This window comes from Proteiniclasticum sp. C24MP, from assembly GCF_043951855.1.
GTDB lineage: Bacteria > Bacillota > Clostridia > Clostridiales > Clostridiaceae > Proteiniclasticum.
The window spans coordinates 1-26,778 of record NZ_JBINJW010000020.1 but is presented as its reverse complement, the minus strand read 5'-3'; the positions used below and the strand labels follow the sequence as shown (position 1 = coordinate 26,778).

Here is a 26,778-nt window from a genome sequence, read left to right as displayed (position 1 = left end):
GGGAGAATACCATCCTATACTACGGCATGAAAAATCCAGGTGGAAGATTCTCCCGTCACGCCTACCATCGGATATTATTCTTCTTCGGATTCATCCAGAAACGCCTTCAGATAGACCGCACTGGAACGCGTCATCTCCAGAGAAAATTCGGACATGTATTTCCGCTCACAGAACTTTCTCATGTATTCATCGTAGTCAAACGTTTCACTTCCTGATCGCTTCGCAAACATTTCTCTATGCTCCACAGGTGTCAGCCTTCTATAGTGATTTTCATGAACAATGTACTCCTTCTCAAACCTTACAGGTTTTCCCCTTTCCTTCTGCTTCGCTTCGGGATAGCCCAGAACCAGCATGGTGATGGGCACAACATAAGCATCCAGATCAAGCAGTTTTCTGACCTCTTCCACATTCTCCAGGATGTCTCCGATGTAACAGGACCCAAGGCCAAAGGACTCTGCTGCTGTGACCGCATTCTGCGCTGCGATCACCGCATCCTGAATGGATAGAAGAAGATCTCCGGCTCCTGGCTTTCTTGCTGTAAGACCTGCTTCCTCATAGGCATCCATCCACCTTCTTGAATCTGCAAGAAAGATGAAAACTAGAGGCGCTTCTGCAATGAACCTCTGATTGTCGCAGGTGATTGAAAGCTTCTTCTTCAGCTCTTCATCTGTCACGTCAATGATGCTGTAGAGCATCTGATTCCCCGCTGTAGGCGCCTGAAAGGCGGCATGCAGCACTGCTTCCTTGATGGAGTCCTCTACGCTTCTCTTTTCAAAGACTCTTACGGATTTACGGCTTAAGAGTGATTCATAGATCTGATTCATTCCATTTCCCCCATTTCATTGATCATTAGGACTTTTATTCTCATCTGGTTTTTTTGATGCTTCATGTTCCAGGGCATCCAGCATGGACTTTCTGAAGAAGTCCAGGTCCATATCGTAAAATACCCTGCAGTTGGGTTTCTTTTCCTGATTCTTTCTGTTGTCCACATAGCTCATCCCCCGGGTGATGCCTTCTCTAGTATCGATTTCCACATACTGATCCTCATAGATGAACTTTTCCGGGTTCGTCAGTGCAAGGATCGCACAGGGATCATGGATGGCTGCATCCTTCGCAATGTAGGAAGAAAGAATTTTCACACTGAAATCAGAGAACTCGTTCTGAGATTCTTTCAAGGACTTCATCTCCTTTTCAGACAGGGTCGCTTTCTGAGTCACGTCAAGTCCGCACAGAAGAAGCTTCACCCCGCTTTTCATGACGATGTCTGCAGCCTCCGGATCCTTGTAGAAGTTATACTCACTGTAGGGCGTGATGTTTCCCCTTCTGATTCCGCCGCCCATGATGCTCACTGCGGCGATCTTTGATTTCACTTCCGGATAGGCAAGAAACAGAATCGCCAGATTCGTGAGCGGCCCCACAGCTGCGATATATACGGGCTCTTCGCTTTCCAGAAGGATCTTTCTATAGACATCCAGCGCCTTCATGGAGCTTATAGGAGCCAGTCTGTCCTCCCCGAATCCCTTGGCATATCCACCCAGTCCATCGGTACCATGAACTGTTCCTATAGGAGGCGCTTCTTTGATCAGAGGCCTGGATGCGCCTTCTGCGATGATGGTCTTTGCCCCAAGAAGTCCCGCGATCAGCTGCGCATTATATGTGGTCTTTTCGATACCTGCATTGCCTGAAACGCTGCAGATGACTTTCAGGTCGATTTCCGGTGTGCTATGGGCCAGAAGAATCGCAAACACATCATCGACCCCTGGGTCGCAGTCCAGAATAAGCGGATATTTCTTCAACGTCATTACCTCCTTGCAATTATGATAAATAACATTCTATGATCTCTATTGGACCTGATTTGAATTGATCTCCTTGATTTTTCTTTCACAGCAGTTTTTATGTTTCTTCCCGCTTCCGCAGGGACAGGGATCATTTCTTCCAGTTTTGCTGTTTTTATGTTTCTCTTTTGAACCCATGACGGGTACAGAGCTGACTGGAAAGTGAACACTGAAAGAATTTCCTGTCTCCTTCTTTTTTCCAGATAGTTCCACAGGTGCATAGCCACGCAGTTCCCATTGGGATGCATGATTGTACAGGTCCATGACAAGCTTTGAAATCATCTGAAACCAGCTAGAGTCAGGAATCACAAGCCTCTTTTCCAGATGCTTCATCACTTGTGTAGGATCTCCTGTCTGATTGATGATTCGAATCACTTCTCGCCCGATTTCTTCTGCCTGAGAGGAAGTCGTTGCATACGCATCCCGGATGGTCTGAAGAAATGCGCTCATCTCGGGGGACTTGTCTATGTATCCCGGCTTACCCGCTTTTCTCAGTTTTGCTTTGGTGAACGGATAGGGTGGAACATCCTTCCTCTTGTTCTGCTCCATCATCACCTTTGAAAGATTAAGAACATCTTTACGGAAAATCAAGGCTCCGCTCTTTTCAATTTCCCCATAGTAACCTGCTGCCTCACCAATGACAGCAGAATATTCCATCGGATCCACTTTCTCACCGGTTAGGTCGGAAATCCTTGTCATCACATTCCAGTATTCATCCACTCCCATGTAGTAAAGCAGCCCTTGGGTCAGAAGCACCCAGTCAGAATTACGCTTCAGAATTTCAGACAGCTCCTCTCCATCAATGGCTCTTAGAGAAGCAGCTAGGTCTTCTGGTATGAAAAGAACTTTCTTTTCTTCATGGATGCCATGAAAAGAAGTCCATACCTGGAAAGTGTTCCCATTTCTCTTGGCGTCATCTTCTCATAAGGAACGATTCCGCCATGGAAAAGGACTTTGCCAAGCACCTGATATCTTTCTTCATCCCATCTGTAAAGAAGCGTCCTCACAATCATCGGTATGAACTCTGACAGTTCTTTGGCCAGGTCTGCCTTCTTCAGCGCGCTCATGCCAGGAATTCCAGAGGCCTTTCGGATTTCATCCAGTTCATGTTTGGTAAGCCTTGACAATGCTTCAAAGAAGAGGCATGGCGCTCCTGCCCTCTTCCATAACTCAACTTCCGCTTTCTTCCTGCGTACCTCTTCCTGCGCCATCATGCCTTTTAGCATTCTCTGGATATCCTTGTTCAGTTTTTTCTCTTTCTTCTCTCCCATATCTTGCTCCTCTAAAAGGGAATATCCGAATCATCGATTTCCACTTCATGCACTTCAAAAGAGAGATCCGTCTCCAGCTCCATCTCCATTTCCATCTGCTCTGGTGCATCATGAAACAGCCAGCTGAAATCATCCTCCGTCTCATCGGATTCGAACTCATCCCCTAAAAGAAAATCAAAATCCGGATCAAACTCATCCGAAAACTCCTGGCTCTTCCTCTTCTTCCTTCCCGCTTTTCCAGAACAGTCCTTACAAATGTGCTTTTTATGTCCTTTGCCGGAGAACTTTTCATTGGATCTTGTTCTCCCGCATATTCTGCAGTAGTGTCCCATATATTCAACTACACTCCTTCCATGATTGGTATCAACTATTCTATGACTTCCTTCACTCTTCCTACTATGCCCCCTTCCAGCATGACTTTGATGCCATGAGGATGAGAGGCAGAATTGGTGAGGATCTTCATGACCACGCCTTCCGTCAGTTTTCCTGATTTCTGATCCTGCTTCTGCACAACCTTCACTTTTTTTCCGATTGCAATATCATTTCTTACTGTCCCACTCATATACTGATCTCCTTTGTTCTCATTGCCAGATTCATTTCTATCGTCTCTTTCTTACTTATTCTATCATCTTTTCACCAGTTGCCGCCACGCTCCATGAAAGAACCCTTTTTATTTTGTGCATAACGAAACGCTGCCTCAGGAAATTTCATTGCAGAATGAAGAAAGACTGATACATACTGCAAACAGTACATTCAGCCTTCTCAGATACAGTATTGATTTTGCTCCTATACTTTTCGAGTTGATGGAATTTCCAAAAACCGATGCTTCAGCTGGAACTCAAGCCCAGCGCTTCAGAAGTCTTCCCTGAGGGCTGTTTCTCAAGCTCTCCTGCCCATTCGAAGGCTTTCTTCGCAATGATGACGGCTAGGACCTCATTGATGAGGGCGGCCGCAGCGATGGTTCCCTGAAGAATCACTGCGGATTCAGGATCAAAGGTATTCAGCGTAGTGGCTGCAATGGCGGTGAACACCAGTGAGACCCCGGAATGGGGAAGCAGTGTCAGGCCAAGATATTTCTTCACGGTTTCCGGCAAACCTGTTCTCTTTGCCCCAAGATAAGAACCGGAGTACTTGCCCAGCGCTCTGGATCCGATGTAGACCGCCGTGAAGATCCCCCCATCCAGAATCAGGCGGTAGTCCAGTGGAGCACCCAGATTCAGAATGACCACCATGAGAGAGAGCATCAGCAAGGGATTGAACGCAGTCATGATCTCAGCCAGTCTCTTTTCAGTAACCCTATTCGCAAAAGTGGCGGAGAATGCCATTCCGATGAGCATGAAATTCAGAGCAGGCTCATCAAGGATCACATTGTTAAAGAAAAACCCCATGCCTGCTGCCATAAGAATCAGGGCCATTGTGCTGATCCGCGTCCGGTTTCTGGATGCTTCTTTTTTCAGTACCATTCCGCCGAAGAATCCAGCCGTCATACCGATGGCTATGGGCAGTAGAATCATCAGTGCCAGCGTTGTGTACAGTGGTGCTCCATTACCCGCATTGGCTGCGGTGATCAGAGAATTGATGCTGAAGAACACGATGATGGCCACAATGTCATCCAGTGCAGCCATGGGAATAAGGGTTCTGGTCACAGGACCTTCTGTTCGAAATTCCCTGACTATGGATAAGGCCGGTGCTGGTGCTGTGGCCAAGGCGATTCCACCGAAAATCAGTGCAAGATATAGAGGGATCCCTGAAAAATAGAAGATGACTCCGAAAAACAGAGTCACCACGGAAAATGTGGAGAGAGACTGAAAAACAGTGGTCACTATAATCTGTTTTCCGGACTGCTTGAGATTCTTCAGAACCAGCTCACTGCCGATCATCAGGCCCATACCGCATTCCAGAACACTCAGGACCGTATGATACCATCTGGCATGAAGAAGTTCTCCGCTTAAAAGGCCAAAGGCATGGGGACCTAAAATCATGCCTACCAGAAGCCATCCCAAAATAGCGGGAAGCCTTAGTTTCGAAATCAGCTTCCCGGAAAAATACGCTAGGATGGCTCCCAAGAGAAGTCGTAGTATAAGGTTTGTCATTAATCTAGTCCTCCTTCACGATTCCATAAAACATCAGTTTCAGAAGCCTCTTCAGCTTAAGTTCATGCTCCTGAAACAGCTGTCCAACGTCTTCATACTCCTTGTTTCGAAAGTGGTGGTTGAAGGACTCCTGAAAGAGCATGAAGTATTCCACTGCCTCCTGACGCGTAACGTCTTTCTTCAGTTCCACATGATCCAGAATCCGTTCATAGAATGCCATATTGAAGTTCTCCAGTTCCCCTGTTATGTCCCTGATCTCATCTCTTAGATGTTTCGGGGGCTGCAGCAGAGCATTGGTGAAAATCGTGCTATAGTAAGGATTTTCCTTGAAGAACTCCTGCCGTGATGACAGGTATTTCTCCATGCTTTCCTCCACACGAGAAAAAGTGAACTCCATGCCGCCAAGAAAATCCAGGAGACTGGTAAAGCATGCTCTTGCGCATACAAGATAGAGTTCATCCTTGTCTTTGAAGTAGTGATAGATGATCCCTTTGGATAGACCGCCTCTTTTCGAGATTTCGTTTAAAGAGGCTTCACTGTAGCTGTGCATGCCGAATTCCTCCACTGCAGCACTTACGATCTGCTCCCTGGTTAGTCTGTTCTTCTCTTCCCGGTTCATGGTCTCACCCCCTCCATTTTTTAGACCGCCTGGTCAATAATACGATTCTACCATGAATTGACCGATCGGTCAATAATACAGATGTTTACCAGGCACACTTCTGAGGAGCGTCATTTCCAGGCCAGCCACCCGCCATACGATTTCTTTTTTCTCCTGATGGAACTGCATTACCACTGCATCTTTTCATTTTTACTATGGCTTTTATGCTGATCTGGTGTAAAATAGAACTATTATTTTAAAACGAAAGAAGGTGCAGCGTATGATTGCAGTATTGGCTGGAACCCCTATCGATACAGCCATGGGGGTAGCGTATCTAGAGAAGAACGGACTGGCATCCAAAGGATACAACATATCGGACACACCGAAAGAGCAGAGCCTGCTTCAGGTGGTCTACCCTGAAAAACTGGTTCAGATGGTGAAGGAAATTCTCATGGAAGTACGAGAAGAGGGAATGGACACAGTATTTGTCTACTGCAACTCCATTGCCGCTGCAGTGGATCTGGAAAGCCTTGCCAGTGAACTTTCCCTGCAGATCATCACGCCTCTCATGATCTATGTGGAAATGGGCAGCAGGTCAACATGCCTTGGCGTACTGGCTGCCAACAACCAGAGCACCCATGGTATTGAACGATCCATACAGAAGCATAATGAGGATGTTCATGTCATCGGCACCGGAATGCTGAAGCTGGTGGATGCAGTGGAGGAAGGACTGTCTCCTGAAGAGATCATCCATAAATTCAGGCTTGTAGATCTTCTCGAGTTCTACAGGAATGCAGGCTGTGAAGCTGTGATTCTCGGCTGTACCCACTTCTCCTATTTTCATAAAGCGCTTTCAGAGAAGAGTCCCCTTCCTCTGGTGGACCCCGCTGAAGCCATGCTGAAAAAAATCGGAGAACAGTATAAGACTCCTGCCATCAATCTTCTTTGACGAAGTTAAAACGCTGAACCGACTTTATTACAGGTTCAGCGTTTTATGTTGGATAAATATTCTTCACGTCTTGATCAAGACGCTATCTGAAAGTGACATCACATTCTCTTCTTCTTAGAATCCTCTTCCCTGATTATACCTGCACTTAATTCCAGTGCTGAAGTCTTTTTACCAGTCTAAGAAGATATCCATTCTCAATGGCATCGATAAAAATATCTTCATAGGTGATACTGGTCACAAGATAAAGCAGCAGAGAGGCTGTGACATCCAGATCCAATGATTCCACATCCACGTCAAATATTCTGCTTAGTTCAATATTATGTTCATCCAGGACATCCAGCCACTTATACTCATATTCAAAGGTTTCTGCGACCCTTCTGCAGAAATCATCTCCTTCATAGGACTGTATCAGGTATTCATTATCCTCCCCGTCACCATAGACATAACAATCATCAGAATGAGGAAGACCGTAATACATATATAGATATCCATGATCTTCCAGGCTGGGTATATGTCCAGTAATTCCAGCATATTTTCCTTCCATTTCTTCCCTTCTTTCATACATAATTTTTTCTCTCTACTATTCATACCATTTTCAGAAAGGATTGCCAAGAGAAATCATATTTCTGAATCTGCTTCCATCACGATGAAGAATCATTCTTTTCATCACTTGGCTTTACCACGGACATCTCCTCCGGACGGTTCACCTGTTACAAAGTTCGCGCTTCCGTGTATAATGGAAGAAGCACAAAATTTACAGGAGGAAATTTACAATGAAAATCGGATCACATGTCTCCATCAAAGATGGACTGCTCGGCGCCGCAAAAGAATCCCATACTTACGGCAGCAGCACTTTTATGATTTATACAGGAGCCCCTCAGAATACAAGGCGCTCTCCCATAGAAAGCATGAAAATAGAGGAAGGACAGAAGTATATGGAGGAGCATGGTCTAACAGACTTTGTCGTTCATGCACCCTATATCATAAACCTGGCTTCCTACAAGCCTGAAATCTTCAATCTGGCAACGGACTTTCTGAAAGTCGAACTGGATCGCACCACTGCTCTGGGGTCAGAGTACCTGGTCCTTCATCCAGGGGCCTTTACAGACAAGGATGCGGATTATGGCATGAAGCGTATCGCAGAAGGTCTCAATATGGTTCTGGAGGATAGCACCCGTCCCTTCGTGTGCCTGGAGACCATGGCCGGAAAAGGAACGGAAATCGGAAGAAGCTTTGAAGAACTGGCGGCAATCATTGAAATGGTGGACCACAAAGAAAAAATAGGGATCTGTTTTGATACCTGCCATACCCATGACAGCGGATATGACATCATCCATGATTTTGACGGTGTCATCAGGGAATTCGATACCATCATCGGTCTGGACCGTTTGAAGGTCATCCATGTGAATGGATCCTTAAACCCCAGAGGCGCAAAGAAGGATCGTCACGCGAACATCGGTGCGAAAGAGGACAACCCCAGAGGTCGGGATCAGATCGGTGCCGATGCACTGAAATACATCGTGCATCATGAGGCGGTGAAAGACAGACCCATCATTCTGGAAACGCCGTGGCTGGACAAGAAAACGAATCTCTATAAAGAAGAAATCGCCTTCCTGCGAGGCGACAGCATTCTATAACACTTCTTCATATGAAAAAAATCAGTGACCAGGGTCTGAGCTAAGCTGCTCTTCCCTGATCACTGATTTTCTTTTCTGCTGCGTTCATATCTTTTTCTATGAAGTAATGCGCTCCTGTGACAATGAGTGCTCCACCGATGAAGTTACCGATGGTGACCACCACAAAACTCACAAGAATGGCAGCGATGGTGATTTCCGCTCCATTGATGTAGCCCATGACAAGATAGAACATGTTGGCCACGATATGCTCCGTACCGCTTAATACAAATACCGCAATGGGGAACCAGACTGCTATGAGCTTTCCGGCAACGGTCTTTGCGCTATAGGCCATCATGACCCCACTGCATACGATGATGTTACAAAGAACTGCGCTGATGAGCATCTGACTGATGGGCATGGCTGTTTTAGCCACTGCACTGCCTGTTACGGCTTCGATCATGCCGGCACTGAAAATGCCTGCTCCAGTGCTTAAAAGGGCCATGATTACAGCACCTGCCAGATTGGATAATAATACGATGGTCAGCATTCTCATGAAACTGCCCAGCTTCACTCTGTTCCTGAACACACTCATGATACCCATGCAGTCACTGGTGAAAAGCTCTGCGCCAACGAGAAGGATCGCCATGATGCCAGCTGGAAAGATCAGCGCGCCCAGAAACTTGCCGATGCCTGGATCTGCCGTATAGGCCATCAGTCTGAAGTAGGCTATGGCACCCATGGCAATGAACATGCCTGCCAGTACGCCCTGAATGATCAGAGCTCTTTCATTTCTTTCCGTCTTGCTTTTTCCTGCTGCGGTTATGTAGTCAATGATTTCGTTATACGTTTTCATTTGTTCCTCCAATATAATGTCTTATAATTGCCAAACGCTATGATATCATAATTTCACGCAATGTACAATCAGGAATTGAATCGATTTTCTTTCACTGCCAGGAAGAACGTAAAATACCCCAAAATAGAAAGAGAATCCGCATGAGATTCTCTTTCCTGTCTGGTATGTCTGATTTGTTTTTCTGCCTTTTCTGTCAATGTATACATCTTAAGTCTTTCTCTACTTCTTCTTACTGACCGGAATCCAGATTTCACTTCTGTAATTCGGATTCTGTGTATCCGGACTTTCATTCCAGAGAATTTCCGGACCTTCTGCTGCTTCGTATCCAGATGATGGAAACCACTCTGCGTAGATTCTTCCCCATATATTCTGAAGGGTTTCCGGAAATGGTCCTACTGCTTCGAATACAGCCCAGGTGCCCGCACTGACCCGAAGCTCCTCAAAATTGTGGTTCCCCTTGTTTGTACTTGCTACACCCAGATAATGATCCAGTTCCCCTTTTTCTTCCATTCTTCCTTCTGAAAAACTGGTGGAAGCACTGATGACGCCTCTGGGCTCCACATCCGACATGGATTTCAGTTCTCTGATGATATCCGGTGTCAGCAGCCTCGTCATTTCAGCAATCTCCGGATTGACGCCTTTAAAAACCATAGGTACTCTCTTCTTCAAACCCACGATCTGAAACGTCTCTTTTTCTACAATTCGATACTTCATTTCATATCCTCCTCCTATTGATAACTGAAAGGTCATTTTAGGAAAAGCCTTCATCACAGCCTGTTCGCTTCTCGCTTCAGAAGGAAGGATACCGTGCATGGTCTGAAAAGCACGTGAGAAAGCATCAGCTGAATGATATCCGTATTTCACTGCCACATCCAGGATTCTTAAATCTGATTCTCTCAGATCCACTGCTGCCAGAGTCATCCTTCTTTTTCGTATGTATTCCGACAGACTCAGACCTGCCAGGTAAGAGAACATTCGCTTGAAATGATACTCGGAACAGAGTGCAATTTTCGAAACCGCACTGTAGTCAATTTCCTCAGTGATGTTTTTTTCAATGTAATCCATGGCCTGATTCATACTATGTAGCGAATCCATAAAACGCCTCCTTTCAGCCTCCATATTACCAGAGAGGCCTTCAGTGCATCCGATAATCTGTGCACAGATTCATCGGTTCTTCAGCCTTAAGAATCAGAACATCATGACCGGAGTATTCCTTCTCACAATCTCTTTTCTGATTGATGATGCAAGCGATCTTCCATGCTTCTATCAGCGTCGGAAAAACGAGCTGGATCTCACAAGGTTCCGTTCCCTTAGCTTACACCATAAATACTCACATTTTTCCATTTTCCTCTTTTAAACACTGCATAGGACCATATACCTGAAATGATATTGGTGGCACTGATGGCGATCCAGACACCTGTGGAGTCGAATCCCAATAGTAGTCCTAGTACAAGAGCCAGAAAGACTCGTATGATAACCCAGCTTACAAAAGTGATCTGAAATGGTTTCTTCGTGTATCCGGCTCCCTGCATGGTTCTTGACAGAATAATGGATGCTGCATGAAGCGGTTCCGAGATGCCGATGATGATGAGAAACATCGTCCCGATCCTTACCACTGACTGATTGGCATCCTCAAGGAAGAAATTGATGAAAGACCTTGAGAACAGTATAAACACCAGCGATATGGCGAACATCAACAGAGCGCCAAGAATCGCTGTGGCCTTTCCGCTGGCTTCCGCTCTGTCATACTGCTTTGCGCCAAGGTTCATGCCTGAAAGCGTGGCTGCAGCTGTTCCGATGGCGAGCCCCGGCATCAGTGCGTACTGATTGAGATTGGTCCCTATGACAAATGCAGGCACGGCAAATTCCGCATCCAGCGTTCTTGCCAGAATGGCGAACATCACAAAGGTCGTGGCATTTCTGGACAGTCCCTGAAGCCCTGAAGGGATCCCGATGTCCATGATCTGTCTGGATGCCTCCCAGACGGGCTTGAACATATGAGTGAGTCTCACTTTCACATCAAACTTTCCACTTAGGAGCAGTCCCCAGGACACCAGTACGCTGATGAACCGGGAAAGGGCTGTTCCCATGGCAGCTCCCGCTACCCCATAGGCGGGAACGCCGAACATGCCGAATATGAATATATAATTTCCGATGACATTGATGATGTTCATCATGATGTCGATGAAGAGAGGCGTCTTGGTATCCCCTGCCCCCTGGAAGATGGACCTGGCCATGAAGTGCAGAAGAAAGAAAGGTACCGCCAGAAAGAAGACCTCCATATACTCCATGGCATAGCTGAGCACGCCATCATGCACACCCAGGATCTTCAGACTGAACTCGTTGGTCAGAAGGCCAAGCGGAACAATAAACGCCGAAAGCAGCAGTGACAGCATGAAGGCCTGTCCTGCGGCAATGCTGGCACCTTCCCGGTCCCCTCTACCCACAAATCTTGCCACCATGGCAGTAGTCCCTGTTGAAATCGCTATGACCAGCACCATGAACACCATGATGATGTTTCGACTGGTGCCTACTGCAGAAATGGCATCCACCCCGAGGGTGCCTACCATCTTCATGTCGATGGTCCCGACAGACACCTGAAGCAGGGACTGTATGATCACCGGCCAGGCTAAGTAAAGTGCGGTTTTATATAGATTTTTGTTGTTTAATAAGTATTTTCTTCGCTTTTCATAATTCTCACTTGCCATAAAATTCCTCCCACCTATTTAGTATACCATCTGTATCGATTGATTTTGCCTTCAAGAGATACAGAAATTCGGTGTACTGATTCTGTACTGTTTTTAGAATCCACTTCATTCCCCGAAAACAGAAAGACAAGACCCTTCACCCCTATCCGCTGATGAACGGTCTTGTCTATAGGATTTTCTTACCCTTTCTGCTTCTTTCTGGAAACCATTCAGATTACTTTCTGAAATTTTCCATCTGCATCATGCACCATGACTTTCATAGTTTTTTCTTTCTTCAGCTTCTCGATTTCCTTCATGGCTTCCTCTTTGGTGCTGAATTTTTTCTGCTCCTCGCTGTCAGCAGACTTCAGAATCCATTTGTCACCTTCCGATACAAGATGGTGTGTGATATCGGACGCGGTTTCTTCTCCCCTGTTTTCATACCACTCTTTCGCCTGAGCGATTGCAATGGATAGAGCCCGACCTTCCTCATAGTCTTCTTCCATGAGACTGTTTGCAATCTCGATCGCTTTGTTTCTAACAGATTCATCCAGATTCTTCATGGATTCCGGATAATCATTTTTATTCCAGGCCATACATCCTGCTGCTTTCTTCGTGCGGTGTGCATCACAACTTATAATTCAGATCACTTTTCTCTATTATGTCTGACTTTTACTTAGTAGAACATCAGGAAAAAGCCCATCAAGGATGCCAGTACAAGAATCACTGTAATAATTGTCATAGCATGATAATTGAATGAAAAGGACTGTGCGGAAAGATTTTTCCCTGTGTAGTGGGTCATGATATAGGTATAGACGCTTTTATACTGATACCATCCATAGATGAATGAAAAGATGCCAACAGAGATCAGAGCAACAGCAATGGTCCAGGAGATCCACCTGGACTGGGTATCTTTCAGTGCAGTCCCCACGGTCACGCCAACGCCTGAAATATTGAATCCTGTCCGAATCCAGGCAGCGAACGTTCTTTCCGCCGCCAGATACGTTCGGCTGCTCGCCAGGGAGGTCCGCACTTCCGCCATATGATTCGTATCTACTGTAAATCTTCTGCCTTTCTTTCCCGCATCTTCTTCCATAGCAATCTCCTTGTGGTGTTCTTTTTGTACACCTTTCATTTTAGCAGTACTTTTTAACAACACTATGAATTGTCTTCTTCTATTCAGTGAATAACTCTTCAGACGTTCTGTTTCAAAGAAATCCATAGCTTGATGTTCTTCTTGAAACTCCTGATTCTGTGATACACAGAATCAGAAAGAAGTCCTATCATCAACTCAGAAAATGCCAATCCTGCAATTATGCCCAGCAAGAAATGTAATGCCCGTATCTCTCTACCCGTTTGTATGGAAATGAAATTCACAACCTGAAAAAGCGCGAAAAACATCACCGCATTTTTTAGTTCTTTTCTCGTATTTCCCATAATCTGAAACCTCCCGATATCTATTTTCTCACACCATACTCTTCTTCTTGTTCTTAGCAGTTAAGTAGGATAAAAACACTAAATCAGTCATCATACCAACCCCAATCACTCTGACAACCGAATCCGGCAAAGGAAGAAGTAGCCAGTTCATACCCATAATAAGTAGTGCAGCAACCATTATTCCTAAGGATATCCGATATAATACTCTATTGTTCATAAAAATCCCCCTCCTACATAGTTTTCATATAATAAATCTTCACAATGACTCCTACTAAAAGCTGTCCTATTGCCGCGACAGCCAATGCATAAAATACTGTTGTATTGAAATATCCTGCTGTCACTGCAGCCAGCAGCATCATGACTGAGGTGATCTGAAGCATCGGCATACCAGCTTTCTCACGTATTGATTTCATTCTTTCGTCATTTTCCCTGTTGTATGCTATCTTCAGCTTCTTATCATCTTTCACAACTGAACTGAGCTTGATCAGGTCCACCAGAACCAGGATCCCTATCCCGAATATCAGTCCTGACTGAAATCCCTTAACAATCCCACTAGATAGGTCTGCTTTCTCTGCATTCCCCGTCAGAAAACCGTATGCCCCAAGAATTGATATGAAGATAAAGAAAACTGCTAATAAGACCATTTTCCTTTTCACAATCATTTTGTATGTTTCCATTGCCTTTCCCCCTTTTACTATTCAATATCCGAAAAATCAAAGACTTCTTCAATGGTCAGATTGAAATAATGTGCGATTTTATATGCCAGTACAAGTGAAGCTGTATACTTCTCCACTTCAATAGAAGTGATGGTCTGTCTTGTTGTACCAACTTCCAAGGCAAGTTCTTCCTGTGACAATTTCTTTTCTTTTCTTAATTCTCTTATTCTCGTTTTGATTTTAATCACCTTCTATATATCCGCATAGTTTGCTTTGCAATTTTAGTATAGTAAGCTTTGCGCAAATTGTCAAGTATGCTTTGCAATTATTACATGATCAATTCATAGTGAACTGAATATAAGCTAGGTTAATCATTATACATATTTCAAAGACTTACTCCTCTCAGTCTACAGAATGCTCTTTCCATTCCCGTAGCAAGAGGATTCTTGAGATTTTTAATCTTCTATTTTATTCATACGGCTAAAGTCTATAAGAACCGAAGATACGTTGACTCACCTACTTTGAAAAATTGAAGCATCTTCTTCAGCAAAAAAGACACCTCATTTGAAGTGTCTTAAAGTGGTATATTATGATGCCATCGAGGTGACAACATATACATATTTTACGAATTAGTCATATTAATCAACTGAGTAATTATTCGAATGAAATGTACACTATATCGGTGTCTTTTATTGTATCCCATGAAGTCATATCGTAAATATGGAATTTAAGTTCAAGTTCAGTGATATCAGTTATCCCATTATCCGTCAAATCGGACTCCATAAATGTAATCGCATCGAATGCTTTTTTTCCTGACATAATATCACATGAAAATATTGGATCAACCATAAATCCATTAATCGATACGTCTCTCGTTTGCACTGTGATATGTTTGTCAGTATTATTTTCAATATATAAATATAAGTCAGATCCCCAGAAGCTATCTGAACTATTCAACTTTTTTGTTACAACTTTAATACCATCACTATCGTAAGCAATGAATCCTGAATCATCATATTCCTGTACAAATGATTCATCTGCAGAAGTTCGAATAACAATTGTATCGGTATCCACAATACTATCCCATGAATCGGCATCAATCACATGAAGCGAAAATTCAATATCTTTAATTGTTGTAATTCCAGAAATATCCAAGTCACTGGAGAAAAAGACTATTGAATCATTTGCTTTCTTGCCAGCCGCAACGTCCGATGAAAAAATTGCATCAACCATTAATCCATTAACTGAAGAATTTCTAGATTGAACAGTAATGTCTTTAGTTGAATTGTTTTCAATAAGTACTTTTATAGCCGGGCCAAAGAAATCTTCACTATCAAAACCTAGTGCAGTCACTCTGATGTCATTCCCCTCATAGATCACTTGTTCACCAATGGATATATCATCATCCAGAATTACTTCATCATCTACAATTGCTTCATCATCGATAGTTTCATTCGTGATTTCGGTCACTTCGTCAGTACTGCTTTCATCAGTACGACTTACCTCATCCTTGATCTGTTTATCATTTATATCTCCCATCGAACTACTACATGCAGTGAAACCGAATAGAATCATCATCAACAAAGCAAACACAGAGATTTTTTTCATAATAATTCTCCCCTCTTTATTAATTAACTGAATTTTTAATCAATTTAATTATAGCATTTATTTGACATGCATATCAAGTAAATGATAATGAATGAACCTTAATTGATATTTTAAGCTAAATAATATAATTTCGATATATTATTTATAATTTATAGCACAAAAACATTTGAGCGTCAATTCCCTGTTTCTTACTTCCTTTGTAGTGTGTGTCTTTATTATAGGGATTTACAAGGTGTACTATTCAAAAAGTCCAATTTCTAAAATCTAATTATGTTGTGCCAGATTAAGACGAATGAATCGATTCAATATTCAAGATTACTCACCAGAAATTTTGCATTAATATAATATCTTCTCTTTTTTTCAGCATATTTAAAAGCGACCTTTCCATGCGGAAAGAGTCGCTATGTCTCAGAATCTGACCTGCCTTGAATTTCTATCCAAAGCGTCATCCTTCTTCAATTACCAGAACAACATCAACTGAAGCAATACACCTGCTGCAGTGAAAGCTGATAGGATACCAATAATAAGCAGCGGCTTATCAATCCTTGAATGTGCTTAAAGGAGAATTCTTTCTCTTGCCCTTTGTTGCTAGATGAAGAAACACAAAAAACAGAATCATGAGAATGACATCTTTAACAAAGTCTGCTGCAGGTTTTTCAGGGAAAAATGAAGCCTGCATGAGTGCACCTGTTCCTATAGCCAGAACCAGATAAAATATTGATTTGAATTTAATCACGTTGCACCTCCATTCCATCAATGATGTATTCCAGCTCTTCAAGGATCATCTTGTCTCTAAGATTATCAACTGCCCCAAAAACAAACCCTGTAATCTCATAAGCATACCCATCCTTCAGGAATGTTCCGATATAGCTCGTGTAAGCTCCATCCGGATAGTTTTCTCCTGAAATGAAATCTGATGTTACATTTTTCTTCTCCCATGTCAGTTCAGTAGGTACATTCTGATCTGAACTTCTGCATGATAATGAAATACTGAAAAATTCTGAATCAGATAACTTGTTCGGAGTGATGTAAATGTAATAACCATCCCACTTTCCAAACTGCCTGCTCCTTTCCAGAGATATGGCTTGACCTGCCACATGCAGATAGGGATTGTGTGGAGCCATGTCATATGTTGGAACCAGCACCTCAGGATCCTTCATGTATTGATCGATTTCAAAAATCATGGTCAGTTCTTTTGTCATGGCTAGATACTTATCATAAAGCATCGGTGTATAGAGTAATGATGTGAGCAAGAAAAGAACCAGGAAGATCGCTGCGGGAATATACTTCTTCATGCACTGCTCCTTCTAAGAATATTCATTTTGCTGTTCTATGTTATTATAAACTTCTATTCTTTCAATATCCATGAACCTATCATATCATGCAATTCATGCAAGAAACCCCGAACTTCTTCGGGATTATGAACATAATGGAGAAGAAAATAAAAGACATTGACTTAAATCAATGCTGATTCTTTGTATATGGTCATAATAAGCGTATACCTAGTATGAAGGAGCACCGATAATGAAAATTCCAAAATGAATCCAATACGTTTCTGGAACATACTATCCGGAACTGCTCTACTGATCATGACACTCGACGAAGGTTATGCCTACGGCATCTCATTCACTCAGATGATCAGGCGCTTTTTTATGCTTCTCCATTCATTCATACGATCACTTTTATCCGTGTAGTGTCCGGCCCGATCTCTTATTCAACTGGCAGTTCATCAAAGGCTGTTATGCCTTCAAGGTGCTCATCCCAGTTTGCTTTCCGAGCAGTAAAGATATGGCCCTGGGGTCTTATAGGAATATCACTGTCAAGGCTTCCTGCAGGAACCACCAAGAGCTTTCCTTCCATCTGAAGATTGGGCAGAGCGGATCCGCAATGGGTGCAGAAGCTCTTAATGTGGCCTTCACCTCGGAAGTTATACGTCCTCAGCAAGTCTTCTCCGGAGAGCCAGACCAGTCTGGCTGTGGAGGAAAAGAGATTGGCTGCATGAGCAGACCCTGTATCCTTACGGCAACGCTCACAATGACACAGGTAAAACTGCTCAAAGTCTCCTTCCACAATAAATTTTACCTGTCCGCACAGACAGGAACCCTCATGTCTCATACACATTCTCCTCCTCTTTTTTATTTCAAAGGACCCAGGCCAGCAATGCTTTCACTGCGCCTGCTCCCCTGTTTTGACTACTCATTCTTGAAAAAAGTATATCTTTTATTACCATGAAAAACAACCGCATTACGTCTTCTGTTCCTTCCTTGTGCCAAGCTGGCACTCAGAAGTCCGGAAACGCTGCGGTTGTTCTGCTGTAGAGCTTTCATCAAGGAGCACTCTACATGACTACTCACACTATTGTATCCTTGCTGCCTCAGATTATACTTTCAGAACTCTTCGGCATGATCCTGTATTTGTTCTTGTAGAACTGAATCGCTGCCAGTCCGATCAGAAGCGCCATACCTAGGAGGGCTACATTCTGGAGCATGGTATACGCTCCGTCAAAGCCTTCCGGTGAACCCAGGAAATTATAGATTCCGAAATAAGCCCAGGCAATGGGAAGCGGTAAGATCGCATTTTTCGTATCCAGAAGCACCAGAAGTGTCAAGCCTACTGCAACCAGAAGAATCACAATGCTCCAGATCTCTTCCGAAATCCCGAACCTTCCCCACTGGATCTTCACAAGCCAGGCAGCAATATTCACCACAGTGGCGATGAAAAGCCATCCTGCGTAAAGTCCGAAGGCAACTGGCAATAAGAAACGGTTTTTCTCCTGAATTCCGCCTAATCGCTTGACAATAAGAACCATGACAATCAGAAACGCGAAGATGAAGATGGTCGACAGCCCGATGAGTTCATAGGAGAATGTGATGATCCATACGATGTTCAAGGCACAGGATGCCCAGAAGAGAGGGCTGATCTCGTCCAGGACTTTCCCATAGTAGTTGTCTTTGGCCTTGATGACCAGGACCACAATGGAAATGATCAGGAAGGTGTAGATGACGCTCCAGATGCTGAAAGTCGAAGGAGCTGGTGTGATCAGGGTCTGATACCTGTCCGAAATCTCCTTTTGAGAAAGACCATTGATGATGCCTGTTGCACCCAGAGCATTGACGATGAGGGTTGCCACCAGCAGCGCTGCATTGATCCAGGATTTTGTTTTTCGATCCATTGATATTCCTCCATTTCACTTTTATTTACTTCTTGGCAGTGACAGTGGTCTGAATATATCCGTAATAAGATTTGTGATTGCTCTTCAGGTTCTATTTCTCAATCAGTTCATACAGCATGAAAGAACCATTGATATCCGCATAGATGATTTCTCCTGACTGTTCATCTCCATATAGATCGGTCTCCACGGGCAGTGAATTCGAAACAAAATAGGTTCTTCCTTTTACCATAGGTGCTGTCTGAGAAACTCTAACTTCTGTTTTCCCCAAAAGTATACACCCTTCAGGTAACGCTTGTTCTGTTTTGCCTGTATCGCCGTAGACAAAGTTTTCCTTTGAAATCATAGGCCTGTAATCCCATTTCTGATCCGTATCGTCTTTATCCTCTGAATGACTGGTGCATCCTGCAACGACTGCAGATAGAGTGATTATCAGAAGAATAATATAGAACAATGATTTCCTTCTACGATCCATAACAATTCCTCCTTGCAATATGACACTAAATTTGACGAGCACAACATGATTCATCTTCAATGCACTTTAAACTTATATATTTATTTTACCATATGGATATGGGATTAGATGGCAATGAGACTGAGATTATCATAAGTGTATTTGCGTGTCCATACGATAGGATATTTTCAGTTTCAACCTCTGTGCAATGGAATGTTTATCTGTGGTATTTTATTCAGCATGGTATACATCAGAAATTTAAACAGAGTAGTTTTTATTTTGAAGTATCCACTCATTTAATGTTTGAAATACACCATCTGCAATTCATGAAAACATGACACAAAATCAAGCCCTCTGAACGGTTTTATGGTTCAGAGGGCTTATCGTATAGGTATCGCTGATTCTTATCAGAGGTCCAAGTAAGGAGCCAGATGAGCAAATATCTCAGAAGATTGCCCTTGTTTATGCCTTCTCATCCATATCTCGTCTCGTATACCCAATATGCCCCGCGATGATCAGTACGATGCTAATAATCGTGATCACTGTGAAAGCGACGACATCAAACGCTTCCATAGGCATCCGTGGAATCCAGCTTTGTACGGCAGTTTTTAGAATCCACTCCGGCAGCTCTACAATACCTTTGATGTAATTTAATAGAAATGAATATCCCAGGTAGAGATAGACTGCTTTTCCCAATTTCGGAAACCATCCCAAGACCAGTGCAGACAAACCTATGAAAAACAGTACCGCCGGCAGAAAATTAAATCCAGCAGCAAAAAAGTCCAGAAGCTGCATGGGTCCGCTGCCATCGGTCACAGCAATTGCTGTAGCACCAAGACCACCTGCTGCCGCAAAGATGCCGACTATTCCTGCAAGAATCGCCAATCCGACGCTTGTCCAATAAAACTTGCTCCGCGTGACCTTCGTGGCATAAAGCTGACTTAAGAACATGCGGCTTTCCGCGGCATAAAGTCTGTTTACAACTGCAATCGGCAGGATGGCTACCAGGGCGATCATCACCATCATGATCGTTCCAGTGAAAGATTCCTCCAAAGTCACACCTGCATGGGTAAACATCTGGGAAACCAGTTCATTGCTTTCAATAAAGGTATGCATATCTCCATAGATCGATCCATAAGCGATGCCCATCAGAACAAAAGCGAGCAGCCAGCCTAGGATGATTCCTTTGTTGATCTTCATGAACAGTCCAGAAACCGACAGTAAAGATTTCTTTGCATTGGAGCGTCCTTCTCTCTCCGGCAGATAGCCTGCGCCCATGTCACGAGCACCTTCCAGAGTGAAGGCAGTCATTACCAGTGCGAAGCAGAAAACCAGTCCGAAAACCAGGGGCAGCCAGTAGTTTTCCGTAAAAGGATTGGTCAAGTAAGTCCATCCCATAGGATTGAGCATGGATAATTTCACGTTCGAAACATCCGTTACTCCTCTGATGATGTACAAAAGTCCCATTATTCCTAAAGATGCACCTTTCGCACCTGATGAAGTCGGCATGATTTGAGCCATGAAAAGCGCAATGGCTGCACCGATCATTCCAGCCAAGCTAATGGATGCACCAAACAGAAATGAACCTTCAGCAGGAATGGCTTCCACCCTGAAACTGATCATGACTACACCAATGAAAACAGCCAGCAGAATATTGATGAGTGCAGTCTGCACAGTCACTGCAAGCGAATTGGCCTGACGACCGATCTGAAAAGAACGGACAAGTTCTGTAAGGCCTGCCTCTTCTTCTTCTCTCGTATGACCAACCACATGCAGGATGGAGACTGTCATGGCGAACAACCCGCAGAACAGTGTCATGGTATGGGCATACATTGCACCGATGGTATATGCACTGCCCACTTCCACTGGAGTGGGTCCGACCATGGAAATCATGGCGGGATTCTGCATGACCTCATACATGCCAAGGAGTCCTTCCCCTTTTGATATTTCTACAAAGGCTGGTACATAAGCGGCTGAAAACAAGCCCACACCCAAAATCCAAAGAATCGTTTTTTTCCAGTCTCGTTTCAGATACTCTGCAAAAAGCAGACCCCAGCGCGCAATCTTTTCCTTCATGACGTTTCCCCTCCTCTCGCTTTAGCCTTCATAGTGTCGCATGAACAGATCTTCCAGTGTTGGTGGAACCGCTTCGAACTTCAAAACGCCAAGGGTACTTGCTTTTGCCAGGATATCACCAAGATGCTGGTTGTCCGCAAAGAAGACGGCCTGATTGTCCTTCAGCTTAAAATCATGCACACCGTTCACATCAGCCATTTCAAGCAGATTCCCTTCTGCAGCCATGGTCACTGTAGAACGGGTCAAGTGTCGTAATTCATCCAACGTGCCGGATTCTACAATTTCTCCCTGTCGGATGATGACAACCTTGTCGGCCAGTCGTTCCACTTCGCTTAAAATATGAGAGGAGAGAAGAATCGATTTTCCTTCTTCTTTGATCTTGCTGATCTCATCCTGAAAAATCGCTTCCATCAGAGGGTCCAGACCGGAAGTGGGTTCATCGAAAATATATAGATCTGAATCCACCGACAGGGCAGAAATCAGTCCCACCTTCTGACGGTTTCCCTTAGAATAGCTCTTGGCTTTTTTCTTGGGGTCCAATTCAAAGCGCTTGATGAGCTCCTCTCTTTTCTTCTGATTGCCTCCTCCATGCAGTTTCATGAACAGATCTATGATTTCTCCTCCAGTCAGCCCGCCCCACAGAGCCACTTCTCCAGGAACATAGGAAATTCGTTTATGGATCTCGAAACTGTCTTTCCAGACGTCCTTTCCGAAGATCCTGGCATGACCTTCGTCACCTTTTATGATGCCAAGTAAAGTACGGACTGTTGTAGATTTCCCAGCCCCATTGGGGCCGATAAACCCAACCACTTCTCCTGCATCAACCGTAAATTTCACACCTTTTAGTGCCTGAACTTTACCAAACGCTTTTTTCAGACCTTCCACTTCTAGAATTTTTGTCATGACTGAACACCTCTTCCTTTCTTTCTTTATTGGATTACTTGTAAAAACTTTTTTTCAGGATTTCAGAGTAACTCTTCCATTGTCTGAAAAACTCCTCGCCCATCTGTTCACTGTTCTCAAAGCTGTCAATCTGTCGAACGGCTTTCTCGCTGAAACCGAACATGGTCCAATTTAATATTTCAACTGCTTTTTCGATATCAAGATCCTCTCTGAATGGAGAATAATCTATCTTATCGTATATTTTCGCGATCCCTTTCTGAAAGACACGGTCCTTCTTCTCCATGATGACTTCCTTCACTTCGGCCGATTTCTCGTCTTTTGTGGAGGTGAGAAAATCAAATACACGAGGATATTTCTGCTGAATTTTCATCTTCTGTAACCCGATATTTTCCAGTCTTGCAAACAGGTCTGTTTCACTCAGATCTATTTGCGCATAAAGCTTTTCAATCACTTCTGTACTATACTCCAGTAAATACAGATAGAGCTCTTTCTTGGTGTTGAAATAATGAAATAGTGCACCCTTTGAAATTTTCGCATTGCTGGTAATGGCATTGGTGGATGCTTTCTCGAACCCGTATTGAATGAACTCCTGCATAGCGACGTTGATGATCTGCCTTTGCTTCTCATCTGCCAGTTTATGAAAGTTTGTATACATGATTTCACCTTCTTTACTCGATGATGACCAACTTGGTCAATTAAAGAATACCTCTTTTGACCATTCTGGTCAAGATATAAATGTCAGAAAATTCCGCTCAAGTCATCATACGGAATATCTATGCTTTTAATCTCCATCACAAAATAGAAACCCTTGAGAATAACGTACATACGTCATTCTCAAGGGTTTCTACAACTATTCTATTGTCAGCAGACATCCTATCTCCACCTGTGTCTAAACCGCAGATAAATAATGTTTATGAATATGATGTCCTATTCGTCATTCTAATCAATGCTAATTTTCTAGCTTCAGCAAAGCATCAGAAAGACTCCTATTTCTAAAGTCCTGAGCGTTGATCAGTTGTCCATTTATCTCATCACTGGAAAATGCAGGAAGAACCAATCCTGGCAAGGCACTTTCAGGTGTGTTGGGTGCATGAGGACCGCCCAGATCAGTCTGGCACCAGCTTGGATTGACCAGGTTTAATGTTACTCCTGTTCCTGTAAGTTTTCCCGCAAGGTCAACCGTTAGTTTGTCTAAAGCGGCTTTACTTGCAGAGTATCCTGCCTGCTGAGGTTCATTGGCAATGTCGCTTGTTGTATTGATGATTCTCCCAAACCCCTTTTCAATCATTTTGGGCAGAAAATGATAGCATATTTTTATCGGAGCCACTGTATTAACCTTGTAACTGATCAAAAAATCATCATCTGGCGTTTTATAGTAGTCTTCATGATAGCCTATCTGAAAGCCTGCATTGTTGAATACCAGATCCACATCAACCCCTAGTATGTCGATTGCTTGAAGCATACCATCGATAGCGTGTAGGTCTGATAGTTCGCACGTAACCATGTGGACTTTCACGTTTTGTTTTTTGACCATTTCCGCGGTCTGCTCCAGGTTCTTCAGGTTTCTCCCATGAAGTATCATGTTGCATCCCTGCTCAGCCATAAAAGCAGATATCAGTTGTCCCAATCCCCTGCTGGCACCCGTGACCAATACCCATTTATCTTTCAAGTTATTCATATTCCCTCACCTTTCTTAACAAAATTCCTATCAGTAGATGATCGTGTCGTTATTATTATATTCAAGAATCTATAAGACATAATCATTCTCGCATGACCAACCATGTGTTGAATTCATCAATTCCTTAAGTAAGTTGAACCCAATCTACTGCAGCTTCACCACGCATTACTTCTATTTTCAGTCTCCGGACACCTCGTCGATCCTGTTTTACACCAGAAATGGAAATGGTCCTATAATCAGGTTCTTTCACAAACTGGATTTTTTCGATCACTTCATCGTTCTCATATACAATCAGTTCACCATTTTCCAAACCTCGTATACTTACTTTCCATTCACAATCACTTTTATTTCCGGCGAAAGTGTAGCAGGCAAACTCTCCTTTTTCCAAGGCGAGCGCATTGAAATCCCACTGATTATAAAAACCGATTTTGGACTGGACGGGCCTTGTATGCGGTATAAGTTTCATGCCAGTATTGCATCTATGCGAATGTTCATTTTCATGATAGCAATTACTCAAGTAGGAATCTCCACTTCCTGGAAATTCGTCGAAATCAATTCCCATGACTCTAGTGCCTGACTGTCTGAACACTGCATCAGTAACATGTGTATTCTTTACACAGTTCTCAAATCTGATGTTATGAAGCAGCTCCTCAAAGATTGTTCTGGCCTTCTGGTAACCTGGATGCTTACCACCTTCCAGATAGGATAAGATCTCATGCCAACCTTCTGGCTCTTTGATCGAATACGGTGAATTTATTGCTTCCATTTTCTTTGCTGGCCATAAGTTGTAACCGATGTTCAGTTCAAGGGCCAGAGGATACATGGCAGAAAACCACTCCAGTATGTTCTCTCCGGTTTCACCAAGCCATAATGGTAAATTCATTTTCAAGGACAAATCCACAAACTCTTCAAATGCCTGATAATCAGGATTACAGCCATAGCGGTGGAAATGAATGACCATGTTTGGATCATACACCCGATCAAACACTTTAGTGCTGGTCGACCAATGGTGGCCTTCAATGGAAAACATATGTTTATCATCAATTTTTCTTATTTCATGAATAACGTCCTCATAGAATGCAATCAGTTGAGGCAGCAGATGATCGTAATTCTTTATTCCTGAGCTTTCTGGTCGGATGGGCTCGTTCAGAAGATCATACCCACCAACGATGGTTCGGTCTTTGTACCTTCTGGCTATTTCCTTCCAGAGTTCTATACACTGCCGATAGCTATGTTCATCGATAAACAGTCTGGGGGCATCATCTATACTGTCATCAATATTCGCACCAGTCTGCCCGCCTGGTGCTCCATGCATATCAATAAAAGCATAGAGCGAATATTTTTCACACCAATCCAGGCATTGATCAATGAGCTTGAAACCCGATTCAATAAATGTGATTTCCTCATCCTCTTCCATAAGCAAGCGCCAATGAATAGGGATGCGCACTGAATTATACCCTAATTCTGCCAGATCTCTTATTTCCGCTTCTGTAATGTAAGTACTTCTGAACACTTCAAAAAAATGCTGCGTGTAAGCCTTACCGGTCAATTCTTCTATAACCCGTTCAATTCGTCTTGGTCGATCAAAACGGCTGTTATGAAAGGACTTCCACATATAGCCTTCATTGAGAAACCAGTTTCCTAGTCCCCAGCCGGTCAGCAAAATCTCATCGCCATTTCCATTCACAATGGATGTACCATTTGCCTTGAGATACCCACAGACCTGACTTTTACTCGTTTTCTCATTTATTTCCAACTGGGATTTAATTTTTACTGCTATAGGTTTCATTACGTATCACTCGCTTTCTGGCATACTATTCAGAGCTTCTCATTTACAATGATATCACAATTCACACATTCACGAAACCGGTTTCTTTATCATTTTGATTCCACGGCTCTGGACCGTTTTCCAAAATAAGCTATCAATAATACTTTCTAAAACTCTCTCGAATCTTTTGAAACGGTGATAGTAATACGTGTAAATCTTGAGAAAACGTTTAATAAACTCAGGAAAGAGCTTCTGCAGCTCATTTCCAGGGTTATATCAATCTGATTTTTTCCAGCGTAAGACAGTATCACGCAGACAAAAGAAGTGAAGACAGTAAGCATCCTCTCACCGCCCCTTATAACATGTTGATATTTTGTTCTACGAAAAAATACCGACACCCTGTTCCTTAAGTTCTCTACCAACTTCTAGAACGGTGACGGTAATATGTATAGATCCTGAAACCAACCTTATAATGATGTGTTCAATCTCTCCAGCTTATCCTTTCTCAATCTTAGCTTTAGAAGACTTAGATGAATCTTTTCCAGCTACGTCTTGCATATAGAATTCTTTCAATATCCACTACTCTCTCTTTTCATTAGTTGAAAAGAAAATGATATAGTTCTTTACGATCAGTTTTTTATATTTCAAATGTGTCAATGGAACATCTGCTATAGAGGATATCTCTCAGTTGATTCAGCCAGACTAAGAATGGCCTCTTCGAATATCTCCATCATCTGCGCCGCAGACATGAGCAATGAAAGCCGGAATGCGATATATTTGACGATGTCCAGAAGATCTTTTTCAGCAGGTTCTGAAACATCCAATCTATACATGATCGTCAGTTATACTCGCTTTAATATCCTTCATCACCTCATGCATCCAGCGTTTCTTTCCTTCTTTCACAGCAGTTCTACCCTCATCAAGCAGTTGGTATAGTTCAACTTTACCACTAAGCAGCTCAAAGGTTTCGATACTCATTACCGCTAAGTCACCTCGACCATTCTTCGTAATAAATACAGGCTCTTGAGTTTCATGACAAAAACTTGAGATTTCATTGTAATTGTTACGTAAGTCTGTACTGGACTTGATATTAGGCATCATCAATCCCTCCTCATTTATCTAAAGAA

Annotated in this window: 33 protein-coding genes; 2 read left to right on the top strand and 31 right to left on the bottom strand. The window is 43.2% G+C overall.

Annotated elements, in window-relative coordinates; genetic code table 11:
- Positions 1-74 precede the first annotated feature (74 nt).
- The 8 genes from ACHAL6_RS11975 to ACHAL6_RS11940 form a co-directional block, all read right to left on the bottom strand.
- A complete protein-coding gene (locus ACHAL6_RS11975) occupies positions 75-824 on the bottom strand; it encodes a nitroreductase family protein (protein ID WP_395270905.1) in 750 nt (249 codons plus the stop codon).
- A 15-nt stretch (positions 825-839) separates the two neighbouring features.
- The gene (locus ACHAL6_RS11970) at positions 840-1,796 is read right to left on the bottom strand and encodes a nucleoside hydrolase (protein WP_395270904.1); all 957 of its coding nucleotides are present in this window, start codon (positions 1,794-1,796) and stop codon (positions 840-842) included.
- Between the two features lie 45 nt (positions 1,797-1,841).
- Positions 1,842-2,561, bottom strand: a complete 720-nt coding sequence (locus ACHAL6_RS11965; protein WP_395270903.1) for an SEC-C metal-binding domain-containing protein — start codon at positions 2,559-2,561, stop codon at positions 1,842-1,844.
- 95 nt (positions 2,562-2,656) lie between these two features.
- Complete coding sequence (locus tag ACHAL6_RS11960; protein WP_395270902.1) at positions 2,657-3,106, bottom strand: hypothetical protein; 450 nt, start codon at positions 3,104-3,106, stop codon at positions 2,657-2,659.
- Positions 3,107-3,117: 11 nt separating this feature from the next.
- Complete coding sequence (locus ACHAL6_RS11955; protein WP_395270901.1) at positions 3,118-3,438, bottom strand: hypothetical protein; 321 nt, start codon at positions 3,436-3,438, stop codon at positions 3,118-3,120.
- Between the two features lie 35 nt (positions 3,439-3,473).
- The gene (locus ACHAL6_RS11950) at positions 3,474-3,668 is read right to left on the bottom strand and encodes a YwbE family protein (RefSeq protein WP_395270900.1); all 195 of its coding nucleotides are present in this window, start codon (positions 3,666-3,668) and stop codon (positions 3,474-3,476) included.
- A gap of 265 nt (positions 3,669-3,933) precedes the next feature.
- Entirely contained in the window at positions 3,934-5,199 is a 1,266-nt protein-coding gene (locus ACHAL6_RS11945) for a cation:proton antiporter (RefSeq protein WP_395270899.1), read from the bottom strand.
- 4 nt (positions 5,200-5,203) lie between these two features.
- Positions 5,204-5,818 carry a TetR/AcrR family transcriptional regulator gene (locus ACHAL6_RS11940; protein ID WP_395270898.1) on the bottom strand — a complete coding sequence of 205 codons (615 nt, stop codon included), beginning with the start codon at positions 5,816-5,818 and terminating at the stop codon, positions 5,204-5,206.
- A gap of 259 nt (positions 5,819-6,077) precedes the next feature.
- On the opposite strand from ACHAL6_RS11940, the gene ACHAL6_RS11935 reads away from it, so the two are divergent.
- The gene (locus ACHAL6_RS11935; RefSeq protein WP_395270897.1) at positions 6,078-6,746 is read left to right on the top strand and encodes an aspartate/glutamate racemase family protein; all 669 of its coding nucleotides are present in this window, start codon (positions 6,078-6,080) and stop codon (positions 6,744-6,746) included.
- Between the two features lie 145 nt (positions 6,747-6,891).
- Here ACHAL6_RS11935 and ACHAL6_RS11930 read toward each other — a convergent pair whose 3' ends face one another.
- On the bottom strand, positions 6,892-7,290 hold the full coding sequence (locus ACHAL6_RS11930; RefSeq protein ID WP_395270896.1) for a hypothetical protein: 399 nt from the start codon (positions 7,288-7,290) through the stop codon (positions 6,892-6,894).
- Between the two features lie 229 nt (positions 7,291-7,519).
- Between ACHAL6_RS11930 and ACHAL6_RS11925 the strand changes: the two genes are divergently transcribed.
- A complete protein-coding gene (locus ACHAL6_RS11925; protein ID WP_395270895.1) occupies positions 7,520-8,383 on the top strand; it encodes a deoxyribonuclease IV in 864 nt (287 codons plus the stop codon).
- A gap of 40 nt (positions 8,384-8,423) precedes the next feature.
- Here ACHAL6_RS11925 and ACHAL6_RS11920 read toward each other — a convergent pair whose 3' ends face one another.
- The 22 genes from ACHAL6_RS11920 to ACHAL6_RS11815 all read right to left on the bottom strand — a co-directional run bounded on the left by ACHAL6_RS11920 (position 8,424) and on the right by ACHAL6_RS11815 (position 26,749).
- Positions 8,424-9,215: a formate/nitrite transporter family protein gene (locus ACHAL6_RS11920; protein ID WP_395270894.1), complete on the bottom strand. Its 792-nt coding sequence runs from the start codon at positions 9,213-9,215 to the stop codon at positions 8,424-8,426.
- A 219-nt stretch (positions 9,216-9,434) separates the two neighbouring features.
- Positions 9,435-10,310 (bottom strand): GyrI-like domain-containing protein, encoded by an 876-nt coding sequence (locus ACHAL6_RS11915; protein WP_395270893.1) that lies wholly within the window; start codon positions 10,308-10,310, stop codon positions 9,435-9,437.
- 215 nt (positions 10,311-10,525) lie between these two features.
- On the bottom strand, positions 10,526-11,923 hold the full coding sequence (locus ACHAL6_RS11910; protein WP_395270892.1) for an MATE family efflux transporter: 1,398 nt from the start codon (positions 11,921-11,923) through the stop codon (positions 10,526-10,528).
- Positions 11,924-12,132: 209 nt separating this feature from the next.
- Positions 12,133-12,498 carry a DUF2188 domain-containing protein gene (locus tag ACHAL6_RS11905; RefSeq protein WP_395270891.1) on the bottom strand — a complete coding sequence of 122 codons (366 nt, stop codon included), beginning with the start codon at positions 12,496-12,498 and terminating at the stop codon, positions 12,133-12,135.
- A gap of 80 nt (positions 12,499-12,578) precedes the next feature.
- The gene (locus ACHAL6_RS11900; protein ID WP_395270890.1) at positions 12,579-12,998 is read right to left on the bottom strand and encodes a YidH family protein; all 420 of its coding nucleotides are present in this window, start codon (positions 12,996-12,998) and stop codon (positions 12,579-12,581) included.
- Positions 12,999-13,096: 98 nt separating this feature from the next.
- On the bottom strand, positions 13,097-13,339 hold the full coding sequence (locus tag ACHAL6_RS11895) for a hypothetical protein (RefSeq protein ID WP_395270889.1): 243 nt from the start codon (positions 13,337-13,339) through the stop codon (positions 13,097-13,099).
- A 28-nt stretch (positions 13,340-13,367) separates the two neighbouring features.
- Positions 13,368-13,556 carry a hypothetical protein gene (locus ACHAL6_RS11890; RefSeq protein WP_395270888.1) on the bottom strand — a complete coding sequence of 63 codons (189 nt, stop codon included), beginning with the start codon at positions 13,554-13,556 and terminating at the stop codon, positions 13,368-13,370.
- Between the two features lie 13 nt (positions 13,557-13,569).
- Entirely contained in the window at positions 13,570-14,016 is a 447-nt protein-coding gene (locus ACHAL6_RS11885) for a hypothetical protein (RefSeq protein ID WP_395270887.1), read from the bottom strand.
- A 17-nt stretch (positions 14,017-14,033) separates the two neighbouring features.
- On the bottom strand, positions 14,034-14,234 hold the full coding sequence (locus ACHAL6_RS11880; RefSeq protein ID WP_395270927.1) for a helix-turn-helix transcriptional regulator: 201 nt from the start codon (positions 14,232-14,234) through the stop codon (positions 14,034-14,036).
- Between the two features lie 415 nt (positions 14,235-14,649).
- The gene (locus ACHAL6_RS11875) at positions 14,650-15,603 is read right to left on the bottom strand and encodes a hypothetical protein (protein WP_395270886.1); all 954 of its coding nucleotides are present in this window, start codon (positions 15,601-15,603) and stop codon (positions 14,650-14,652) included.
- Between the two features lie 538 nt (positions 15,604-16,141).
- Positions 16,142-16,339 carry a hypothetical protein gene (locus ACHAL6_RS11870; RefSeq protein WP_395270885.1) on the bottom strand — a complete coding sequence of 66 codons (198 nt, stop codon included), beginning with the start codon at positions 16,337-16,339 and terminating at the stop codon, positions 16,142-16,144.
- Entirely contained in the window at positions 16,332-16,898 is a 567-nt protein-coding gene (locus ACHAL6_RS11865) for a hypothetical protein (protein ID WP_395270884.1), read from the bottom strand. Before ACHAL6_RS11865 ends, ACHAL6_RS11870 begins: the two co-directional genes overlap by 8 nt.
- A 415-nt stretch (positions 16,899-17,313) precedes the next feature.
- Positions 17,314-17,718 (bottom strand): GFA family protein, encoded by a 405-nt coding sequence (locus tag ACHAL6_RS11860; RefSeq protein ID WP_395270883.1) that lies wholly within the window; start codon positions 17,716-17,718, stop codon positions 17,314-17,316.
- A gap of 259 nt (positions 17,719-17,977) precedes the next feature.
- A complete protein-coding gene (locus ACHAL6_RS11855; RefSeq protein WP_395270882.1) occupies positions 17,978-18,775 on the bottom strand; it encodes a TspO/MBR family protein in 798 nt (265 codons plus the stop codon).
- A 91-nt stretch (positions 18,776-18,866) separates the two neighbouring features.
- Positions 18,867-19,247: a hypothetical protein gene (locus ACHAL6_RS11850; protein ID WP_395270881.1), complete on the bottom strand. Its 381-nt coding sequence runs from the start codon at positions 19,245-19,247 to the stop codon at positions 18,867-18,869.
- A 441-nt stretch (positions 19,248-19,688) separates the two neighbouring features.
- Positions 19,689-21,302: an ABC transporter permease gene (locus tag ACHAL6_RS11845; RefSeq protein WP_395270880.1), complete on the bottom strand. Its 1,614-nt coding sequence runs from the start codon at positions 21,300-21,302 to the stop codon at positions 19,689-19,691.
- A 21-nt stretch (positions 21,303-21,323) separates the two neighbouring features.
- Positions 21,324-22,205: an ATP-binding cassette domain-containing protein gene (locus ACHAL6_RS11840; protein WP_395270879.1), complete on the bottom strand. Its 882-nt coding sequence runs from the start codon at positions 22,203-22,205 to the stop codon at positions 21,324-21,326.
- Between the two features lie 34 nt (positions 22,206-22,239).
- Complete coding sequence (locus ACHAL6_RS11835; RefSeq protein WP_395270878.1) at positions 22,240-22,860, bottom strand: TetR/AcrR family transcriptional regulator; 621 nt, start codon at positions 22,858-22,860, stop codon at positions 22,240-22,242.
- Between the two features lie 294 nt (positions 22,861-23,154).
- On the bottom strand, positions 23,155-23,883 hold the full coding sequence (locus ACHAL6_RS11830; protein ID WP_395270877.1) for an SDR family NAD(P)-dependent oxidoreductase: 729 nt from the start codon (positions 23,881-23,883) through the stop codon (positions 23,155-23,157).
- A 124-nt stretch (positions 23,884-24,007) separates the two neighbouring features.
- Positions 24,008-25,672, bottom strand: coding sequence for a glycoside hydrolase family 5 protein (locus ACHAL6_RS11825; RefSeq protein ID WP_395270876.1), 1,665 nt, complete (start codon positions 25,670-25,672; stop codon positions 24,008-24,010).
- Between the two features lie 647 nt (positions 25,673-26,319).
- Positions 26,320-26,484: a type II toxin-antitoxin system RelE/ParE family toxin gene (locus ACHAL6_RS11820; RefSeq protein WP_395270875.1), complete on the bottom strand. Its 165-nt coding sequence runs from the start codon at positions 26,482-26,484 to the stop codon at positions 26,320-26,322.
- Complete coding sequence (locus ACHAL6_RS11815; RefSeq protein ID WP_395270926.1) at positions 26,477-26,749, bottom strand: type II toxin-antitoxin system prevent-host-death family antitoxin; 273 nt, start codon at positions 26,747-26,749, stop codon at positions 26,477-26,479. Before ACHAL6_RS11815 ends, ACHAL6_RS11820 begins: the two co-directional genes overlap by 8 nt.
- Between the last annotated feature and the right edge of the window lie 29 nt (positions 26,750-26,778).